The organism is Brevibacterium otitidis (genome assembly GCF_042429315.1).
In the GTDB taxonomy this organism is placed as follows: Bacteria; Actinomycetota; Actinomycetes; order Actinomycetales; family Brevibacteriaceae; genus Brevibacterium; species Brevibacterium otitidis.
The window spans coordinates 1-5,319 of the sequence record NZ_JBHMAU010000111.1; the positions used below are offsets into that span (position 1 = coordinate 1).

1 protein-coding gene is annotated in these 5,319 nt (G+C 60.4%); it reads left to right on the forward strand.

From position 1 onward, the window contains the following. Positions 1–115: 115 nt before the first annotated feature. Positions 116–5,260, forward strand: a complete 5,145-nt coding sequence (locus ACFFN1_RS13860; protein ID WP_376841426.1) for a DNRLRE domain-containing protein — start codon at positions 116–118, stop codon at positions 5,258–5,260. The last annotated feature ends 59 nt before the right edge of the window (positions 5,261–5,319 follow it).

Here is a 5,319-nt window from a genome sequence, read left to right on the forward strand (position 1 = left end):
CACGAACTGGAAACAAGCCCTGGCCCAGCTCGCTGTGGCCTTCCCCGACCGCATGGAACCCTACCTGTGAAAACCGCCCCATACACACTCAAGTTGACAAGCCCTTGATTCGAAGCTGAAGACTTCGCAGCGTTCGTCGAAGGAGCTGCGGGTGGGCACGTATGACGGGGGAGGGCGGAAGTACCGGTCGTATGTGAAGTTCGATGTCGGCAGCCTGAAGGATGGCAAGGTTGTTGATGCGAGGCTGCGGATGTTCAATTACTACTCTTCGACGTGTAAGGGTGGGCAGGTGATTGAGGCGAAGCGGATCACTTCTGGCTGGGATTCCGCGAAGATCACCTGGGATAAGCAGCCGTCAACGACGACGGCTGGGATGGGGACGAATACGCAGGCTTTGGGGTATTCGCCGGCGTGTAAGGGTGGGATGGTTGACTTCAATGTCACGAAGATCGTCGAGGCGTGGACGACGGGTAGGCAGGCGAATTATGGTCTGCAGATCCGGGCGCGCAATGAGTCAGCGTCGACGGCGTGGCGGCGGTACCGGTCGGCGAATCATGTTGCCGATAAGCAGGATAATCGGTCTGAGCCGCATCTGGTGGTGACGTGGAATCGGACTCCGGGGGTGCCCTCGACGCCGCAGATTCGTGGGGCTGTCAGGTCGGGTTCGTCGACGTTTACTGCAGAGAAGCGTCCGACGTTTGAGTCGGTGGTCAAGGATCCTGATGGTGGGAGCGTGAAGTTCGATATTGAAGTCAAACGCGATTCTGGTTCGGGTGCGAATGCCGGGTCGTGTACATCAGGGTTCGTGGCTTCGGGGCAGAAGGTGTCGTGCCGGCTGAATGCGGATTTGTCTGATAATGCCACGTATGTGGTCAGGACCCGGTCGTGGGATGGGAAGCTCAATAGTGCCTGGTCTGGCTGGACTGCGTTTAAGACAGCGCAGGCGACACCTGGCAAGCCGGTGATTTCATGTCCTGGCCCGTACGGCAACGGCAGCTGGCATGACCGCCCACCGGCAGAGGATGTGACGTGTACTGTTACTGCTGCGGGTTCGGGTAACGCGGGCCCGAACCGGGTTGAAGTCGATGTTGATCATAAGCGGACAACGGTTGCTCTCTCGGGTGGTAAGGCCAGTGTGAAGGTCTCGAAGGCTATCGGTGGGCACCGGATTGATGCGCGGGCTTTGAATGTGACGGGCAAGACCTCGGCGTGGGCTGGTGTGTACACGTTTGGGTATGGCACGGCTGGTATCACGGGCCCGGCTGATGGGACGACGACGACATCGACGATCCGGTTGGAGTCTTCAGCTCCGCCGAAGGGTGCTGCCAGTGCGGTGAGTGCGAAGGTGTACTGGCGGTTGGCCGGCTCGGGTGAGGATGATCGCTCGGGCTGGACTGAGGGCAGCAGCTTAAATGTTAGGGACAATGGCGCGGCTGGTGTGAGTGTTTCACAGCTGTGGAACACACAGGAGGCCACGGTCGCAGCTGATGGTACGAAACTTGATCCGCGCAGGCCTGCGCTTTTGGAAGTGCAGATCTGCTATGTGTTCACAGGAGTGTCGACGCAGTGCACCTGGTCTGTGCAGCCGGTGAAGGTGGTTCGGATCGCTCATGCGTTCGGGGAGGATTTCCCGACCTCCGATGCTGGTCCGGGCCAGGTTGCGTTGTGGACGGGGGAGTTCAACACTTCAGTCACTGATGTGAGCGTACCTGGTTATAACGGTGATCTGTCGATTTCGAGGTCGCATTCGACGTATGCTGGTGCGACCGATACCGTGCGCGGCATCTTTGGTCCGGGGTGGAGTGCAACTCTGGATGGGGATGACGAAGCTGGGATGGCTGGTCTGAGTGTGATCGATGCGACGCGTTCAGAAGGCATCATCGCTTTGGTCGATGATGAAGGGCAGCCGCTGGTCTTCCGGCAGCCGTCCCAGCGACGCATCCAGTCTGAACCTGGAGCGTATATTCCAGCTGATGACGACACCAAGAGCTCGGGTGTGTCCCTGACGATCCAGGGGGCTGGCAACGGTGCGAGAATGCTCGTCACTGATGACGAGGGGGTGGTGACGACTTTCACACCGGTGAAGGTGAGTGCCGATGCCGATACGGTGTGGTCACCTGCGTCTGTGGCATCACCGGGCAAGCAGGGGACGACGACGTTTACGAAGGATGCTGAGGGCAAGATCACGCGAGTGCTTGCTGGGTCGGCGCCTGGGGTGACGTGTGCTGCGACCGGTGCGTTGGCCAAGGGGTGCCGTGCTTTGGAGATCGAATACGCGAAAACCACCACAGCAACAGATCCGCAGCACGGTGATGTCGCCGGTCAGGTCAAGCAGATCGCCTATACCGGGTGGGATCCTGCAGCGCAGCAGGTGGTGACGATCCCGGTAGCTGAGTACCGCTATGACGGGGCCAAGCGTTTGCGCACGGTCAACGACCCGCGCTCTGGGTTGGCCACCGATTACACGTACACGACGGTGAAGCATGCGATCGGGCCGGCTTTGGGCAGTGTGACTCCGGCAGGTGAGAAGACCTGGTACTTCCACTACGGCACAGTTGATGAGCGGATGCGTTTGACCAAGGTCACCCGCGATCCGGTCTCTGGTGAGGGCGAAGCGGAAACACAGGCATCGTTCGTCTACGGACTCGACCCCACTGCTGGGGGTGCCGGTTTGCCGGATATGACCGCTGACGGAGTCGCCGCGTGGGGTCAGGACTCCGCCCCGGCACACGGATTCGCTGTGTTTGCTGCCGATCAGCCGACCGAGGGCGGAAGTGCTGCCGGCATTGACTCTGGATTGTGGGCGAATGCGGATCTGACGTATACGGATGCCTCAGGTTATGTGCTTAACACAGTGTCGTATGGTGCTGGTGGCTGGCTGCCGACCCGCACACAGTATGACGAGAAATACAACACGATCGGCCAGTGGGACACCGCCGGATTGCAGGCAGCCAAAGAGGCACGAGAAACCAACGCTGAGTTCGATGTGTCGTATTTCGCGACTGTGACCCGGTACAACACCGATTCGGCAGAGAAGAACGGTGAGGTGCCGGTCGTGCCGGCCGGCACGGTGGTCACTGATGTGTTCGAGCCGGTCGCTGAGGTCGTCTTGCCTGATGGGCAGAAAGTCCCAGCCCGCAAGCATGTGCATACCGATTACGATGAAGGCGCACCGAATGGGGGTATGAAACCCGCTCCTGCCGGGCAACCGGAGGCAGCGAAGCAGAAGTACCTGCTGCCAACCACCGTGACCACAGCAGCTGCAGCAGCAGATGCGGCACACTCCGATACATCGATTGCGATCCCGGAAGATCTTGCCGTCATCACACGGACGAAGAACAGCTACGACCCGATCGATAACGCCGAGGTGACAGGCCCGACGTCTGGCTGGACACTCGGCGCAGCAACAGCTGTGACGACGCTTGTTGATGGTGGTGATGACATTGTGGTCAGAACCCGGTATGACGAGCGTGGCGGTGTCGTCGAGGCCTGGCAGCCGAAGTCTGATGGCAAGGATCCACGCACGACGCTGACCGAGTATTACTCGGCTGATGGCACCGGGGTGTGCGGGAGGCGGCCGGAATGGGCTGGGCTGAAATGCCAGGCGTCACCTGGTGGCACACCCAGTAGCGGCCCGGAGCTGGTGAGTGAGACGATCACGGCCTATGATGTGTGGCTTAACCCAGTCACGGTCCGTGAAGCCAACGGTACGGCTACCCGTGAGACGACGACGACGTACCTGCCTGATGGCCGCACTGATACGACCGCGACCACCACCACCGGAGTGGATACGCACGCACTGCCGGTGACGAAGACTGTCTATGACAAGGCCACCGGACGGGCGACAGGAACACAGGCCCTGGAGAACGGTTCGGTTGTGGCAGAGACAGCCACTGGTTTCGATAACTGGGGGCGGGCAACCTCGTACACCAACAGCCAGGGCGAGACCACCCGCACCGAGTATGTACAGGCAGGTAAACCCGGTGCCGGTCAGGTCGCGAAGGTGACCTCTCCTGCCGGTGAAACCACCTACGGGTATGACGGTACAGATGCCAACGGGAAACAAGAACGCCGCGGGCTTTTGACCTCTCAAACGATCAGCAAGGCCGGCTCCTACGCTGCCGCCTACGACAGCGGCGGGAAACTGATCCGCCAGACCATGCCCGGAGGTGTTGAGCAGACCAGCAGCTATGACATCAATGGCACCATGACAGGCCTGACCTATGCCGGTACCATCACCAACGGTGGCGACACCACGACCGGGGCTTGGCTGTCCTGGCAGATCGACACCGACGTACTTGACCGGACCGTCAGGATGCGCACCCCTGACGGGCGGAGCGCGAACGCTGACGACGCTGCCAGTGACCTTGAGTACACCTACGATCCGGCCGGGCGTCTGATCCAGACAATCGACCGCACCGGCGCTACCAGTCCACTACCCGACCCGGGTACAGGACCGGGAGACACTGACAATTCCGGTGATAGTGAAGAACCCTCAGATCCCGGGATCAGCACTGAAGGCACTCCTCCGGTCACAGCCACAGCACCTGGTGACTGTGTGATCCGCAACTACACGTTTGACGCGAACTCAAACCGCACGGCACTTACGACTGCCGCTGGGCCAGAATGCGGCACTGAGAACGCCAAGACGGTGAAGAAGACCTGGTCACATGATGACGCCGACCGGATCACCGGGGAATACACCTACGATCAGCTCGGCCGTATCACGAAACTGCCCGCAGGTGATGCACCCCACCCAGAACACGGTGATATCGGCATCGAATACTTCGCCGATGACCTGGCGGCAAAGATCACACAAGGTGATACCAGCACCGCTTTCACCCTCGACCCCGAGGGCAGGCGCAGCCAGGAAACCAGCACCACCGGTGATACCTCAACAACGCTGCACCGTCACTACAGTGACAGCAGCGACAACCCCGGCTGGGTCACCACCGGAAACGGAGACGATACACACACCACCCGCTACGAATCCTCCATCGGGGGAGACCTCGGTATCACCCTCGAAACCGGCGGTAAAACTCAGCTGACCGTAGCCGACCCAGGTGGCGACACCGTCGCGACCATCGACCTGCCAGAAGGAGACACACCAGCAGGCGGCATCAACTCCTGGGCAAACTACACCGAATACGGCACACCAGGAACCACCACAACCACACCAGACACCGGACCCGTCACATACGGCTGGCTCGGAAGCTGTCGCGCGTCAGACTTAGTGGCAGGGCCGTTATGTAGGTCCTGAAGGAGAGTCAGACATGGGTAGACCACCCTCGATTCCGGCGGAGAAGAAGACCCGGATAG